Annotated in this window: 5 protein-coding genes and 1 pseudogene; all 6 read right to left on the reverse strand. The window is 44.7% G+C overall.

All coding sequences use genetic code 11. The annotated features are described in order from the left end of the window. Window positions 1–119: 119 nt before the first annotated feature. Window positions 120–530 (reverse strand): lactoylglutathione lyase, encoded by a 411-nt coding sequence (gloA, locus tag L865_RS0121370; RefSeq protein ID WP_028775087.1) that lies wholly within the window; start codon window positions 528–530, stop codon window positions 120–122. 402 nt (window positions 531–932) lie between these two features. Further along, window positions 933–1,574, reverse strand: coding sequence for an endonuclease III (gene nth / locus L865_RS0121375; protein ID WP_028775088.1), 642 nt, complete (start codon window positions 1,572–1,574; stop codon window positions 933–935). Window positions 1,575–1,576: 2 nt separating this feature from the next. Beyond that, window positions 1,577–2,275: an electron transport complex subunit E gene (locus L865_RS0121380; RefSeq protein ID WP_028775089.1), complete on the reverse strand. Its 699-nt coding sequence runs from the start codon at window positions 2,273–2,275 to the stop codon at window positions 1,577–1,579. Then, on the reverse strand, window positions 2,268–2,894 hold the full coding sequence (gene rsxG / locus L865_RS0121385; RefSeq protein ID WP_028775090.1) for an electron transport complex subunit RsxG: 627 nt from the start codon (window positions 2,892–2,894) through the stop codon (window positions 2,268–2,270). The genes L865_RS0121380 and rsxG overlap by 8 nt, the downstream gene beginning before the upstream one ends. A 26-nt stretch (window positions 2,895–2,920) precedes the next feature. Next, a complete protein-coding gene (rsxD, locus tag L865_RS0121390) occupies window positions 2,921–3,973 on the reverse strand; it encodes an electron transport complex subunit RsxD (protein ID WP_028775091.1) in 1,053 nt (350 codons plus the stop codon). Window positions 3,974–3,977: 4 nt separating this feature from the next. Next, window positions 3,978–4,379, reverse strand: a pseudogene (locus L865_RS25960) (electron transport complex subunit RsxC); the annotation flags it as partial.

The following is a 4,379-nucleotide window of genomic DNA, read 5'->3' on the forward strand; positions in this document are numbered from 1 at the left end:
ATGAAAACCCCAAATGAGGTGCATGAAAAAGCCAGTTGGGAATACCAACTGGCTTAATAAAAACCGTCAACCTATTTTAGGACTAGACATGTTTAAGCTTGACAATGATTGATAGAGATTTAACCTAATCCCTTGGTGGCACTTTTCATTTGAATTAGTTCAATTTTATAGCCGTCAGGATCTTCTACAAAAGCGATTTCAGTACTACCGCCAGCAACAGGGCCAGGCTCACGAGTTACTTTACCTCCTGCTGCAGCAATCGCTTCACAGCGCTGATAAATATCTTGCTCACCGATTGCTAGATGACCGAATGCATCGCCAAGATCGTACTTGTCAGTATCCCAGTTGTGGGTGAGTTCAACCACGGCAGCGCCGGAAGACTCTTCAGCATACCCCACAAATGCTAAGGTGTAGCGATATTGCTCATTTTCAGACTTTCTTAATAACTTCATGCCTAAAACTTGGGTATAAAACTCAATACTTCGTTCAAGGTCGGTAACGCGTAACATGGTGTGCAGCAATTGCGACATGGTATTTTCACTCTTGTGGTGGAAAGTGTCGCTAGTTTACTGCGGTAAGTTTCTGTTTGTCCACGTTGTTTTTATCAATACAAATCTTGTAAATCATTTAAACTGACGCTAAGAAGGGCATTTTAAAATGTACAATAGCTTACACATTTAGCAATAAGTGTTCATTGCTGATCTAGCTCACACATTAGCGGCTAAAATTGGTGTAGTAGGCAAAGGCTTGTGATAATGAGCCATACAAACAACAGGAGTACCTTATGTCTTCAGAATTAAAAATGGCCCTAGGCCTGAGTGTCATTATTGCGGCATTTTTGAGTATGTTTTTCGTATTCATGTTCTAAATGATAAAACTGATACTAAAAAAGCCGCATTAAGCGGCTTTTTTGTTGTTTAAAGCTAATAGGCTTATTCGTCCGGATAAGCTTTATCTTTAAACTCGCAAAGGTGTTCTATCAAACAACTACCACATCTTGGTTTGCGGGCGATACAGGTATAGCGGCCATGAAGAATAAACCAATGATGAACGTCCACCTTAAACTCTTTGGGTACAACTTTAAGCATTTTGGCTTCAACTAAATCTACGTTCTTTCCCATCGCAAACTTAGTGCGATTCGCCACCCGAAAGATATGGGTATCAATGGCAATAGTTGGCCAACCAAATGCGGTATTTAGTACCACATTAGCGGTTTTACGTCCTACACCGGGCAGGGCTTCTAAGGCTTCGCGATTTTCAGGCACCTCACCTTGATGTTCATCGATGAGGATCTTGCAGGCTTTAATAACGTTAATAGCTTTATTGTTATATAAACCAATGGTTTTGATGTATTGCTTAAGCCCATCTACACCTAAATCGTAAATAGCCTGTGCAGTATTGGCTACCGGAAATAGCTTATCGGTGGCTTTATTGACGCTGACATCGGTAGCCTGTGCTGAAAGTGTTACCGCCACCAATAGCTCGAAGGGGCTGGAGAAATTCAGTTCGGTTTCTGGATGCGGGTTATTGTCCCTAAATATTTCTAAAATTTGACGACGCTTCTCGGTATTCATAGTTAATTAACTTTTGTTATTCTGGCTCGAGTAATCGTGGTTTCTACTTCGGTTTTTGGCTGACGGCGTTCTATAACATGGTCGATATAGTTTTTCGCAGCGATTAAGAAGCCCATAGCGATAAATGCTCCGGGCGGCAGCATAGCAAGTAAAAATTGCGTATCCATATGCCATACTTGTATGGTTAAGCTCTTAGCCCAATCGCCAAGCAGCAGATCAGCACCATCAAAAAGTGTGCCTTGGCCCAACAGCTCTCGGCTTGCACCTAGGGCAACTAAGACTAGCGTAAAGCCGACGCCCATCATTAATCCATCAAAGGCTGAACTGGCGAGATTATTACGCGAGGCGAAGGCTTCTGCGCGGCCAATGATGACGCAGTTAGTTACGATCAGCGGTAGGAATATCCCTAATGACAAATACAAACCATAAGCGTATGCGTTGATCAGTAATTGTACGGTTGTGACGAGTGCTGCGATGATCATGACAAAGACCGGAATGCGGATCTCTTTAGGGACATAATTTTTAACCAGCGACACTAAGATATTTGAGCCAACTAACACGATAAGCGTCGCAAGACCTAAACCCAAAGCGTTAGTGACAGTTGCGGTAACGGCAAGTAGCGGACATAAGCCTAGTAATTGCACTAATCCAGGGTTATTTTTCCATAGCCCTTGCCAAGCAATTTCACGGTAGTTAGTCATAATCCACCTCACAGTTTGCTGGGCGACTTAACAAGTTTTGCTGCTCAGCCTTAAAAAAAGATATCGCTTTATGTACCGCATTGACGTAGGCCCTCGGGGTAATGGTTGCACCAGTAAACTGGTCAAAATCGCCGCCATCTTTCTTTACTGCCCAGGGTTTGCCATTGTCTGCTTGCAGCGATAAGCCATTAAAGCTTGTCACCCAATCAGATTTTCTTAACTCTATTTTATCACCAAGGCCGGGTGTTTCATTGTGACTGAGTGTTCTAACCCCGAGCACTTGGTTTTCGGTATCTATTGCAATAATAATTTTTATATCACCGTTATAGCCGTCAGGGGCAACGGCTTCTAAAGCGATAGCTACGGGAGTTCCAGCCATTGAAGCGATATAAGCAGGTAAGGGCTCGTCGGTGCCTAAAGCCTCTTGATTATGGATTAGAATACAGTGTTCAATCAGGTTGTTGTCGTGAATATTGTCCGGCACAATTTGATGCAGCACCCGCAGTAATTCCTGTGCCTCTTGCTGTTTGATTTTATCATAGGTGAATTGATTGACCCCCGCCACCAACGCGGTACACAGCATGGCGAACAACGCGAGTAACAACCCATTTTTTAGCATAGATTTTTTAAGCATGCTTGCGTTCCTTAGCGGCTTGTTCTGTGGCCATAGGTGCGTGGCTTGACGTAGTGATCGATAAAAGGTGCACAAAGATTGCCAAGCAAAACTGCAAATGCAAATGCATCTGGGTAACCACCATAGGTACGAATCACGTAGACCAGTACACCAATCAAAGCACCAAAAATTAGCCTGCCTTGATTGCTGGTTGCGGCACTAACAGGATCGGTAGCGATAAAAAATGCGGCTAACATAGTTGCACCTGAAAATAGGTGCAATAGTGGACCTAAGTGGGTATCGGGGCTCAATAGATAACCAATACTGGCACAGACAAACAATGAACCAATGATGGCGCCGCTAATATGCCAGCGTATTAGCTTGAGCTTTATCATGACTAGGCCGCCTAGCAGATAGGCACAGTTGATCCATAGCCAGCCAATACCGAAGCCGTCGCTGAAACTGTTTGCCTGCAGTGCTTCGTTTATCGTTAATCCTGTTGAAAAAGCGGTTTTTACACTATCTAGTGGGGTCGCCATGGCGATCCCGTCGGCGCCCATTTGATACAGACTAATATCGGCAGCGGTACTGCCAAAGAAGATAATCCGTGAGGTTTCTAGCAAACCAAATGCATGGTGCTCAAAACCAACTGGTGCGCTCCAGGTTGTCATTTGTAGCGGGAAGGCAATTAACAACATGACATAAGCTGCCATTGCGGGGTTAAATATATTGTTGCCTAGGCCACCATACAGTTGCTTAACCACAATGATGGCAAAAGCGACACCTAACAGCGTTATCCACCAAGGCGCAAAAGCTGGCACCGCAAGCCCAAGTAAAAAGCCAGTTAATAGCGCACTATTGTCTTGTAAAGTGGCTTTTATTGGACGTTGACGCATAGCTAAAATAGCGGCTTCACATAGCGCTGCGGTCGCCATGGCAAATAATACTTGCACTAACGTACCCCAGCCAAAGAAGTAGCTTTGGACTAAAAGACCGGGAAGGGCGCATAGCATAACCCGCTGCATTAAGCTGCTGGTCTGCAATTTGTCGCGTAAATAAGGGGACGACGCCATTTTTAATGCCACTGTATTATTCCTCTTTCGTTGACACTTGTTGTGCTAATGCCTTTTTCGCTTTCGCTTTGGCTTTAGCAACGGCAGCGGCAATTCGCGCTTTTTTGATGTCAGCAGCACTATCAGTATCACTAATAACAGGCTGGCTACTGTTAGTTGAGCTGTCACTATCCTCTAAACTGTGTGTTTGAGAGGAGGCTGCATCACCTGATTGCTCGCTCATAGCCTCTGATGGCACCTGTTGAGCTGCGCGGTCTATCTCTGGTGTGGCTTGTTCAGCACTAGCGGCTTTTTTGGCTTTAGCCTTGGCGACAGCCGCGGCAATTTTGGCTTTTTTATCGTCGGTGCCAGACTCAGCAGTTGCATCGCTTGGTGTTTCAGATGCCTGAGCTGATTTCTTGGCTTTAGCCTTGGCGAC

Origin of the sequence: Shewanella waksmanii ATCC BAA-643 (genome assembly GCF_000518805.1) — a bacterium.
Lineage (GTDB): Bacteria > Pseudomonadota > Gammaproteobacteria > Enterobacterales > Shewanellaceae > Shewanella > Shewanella waksmanii.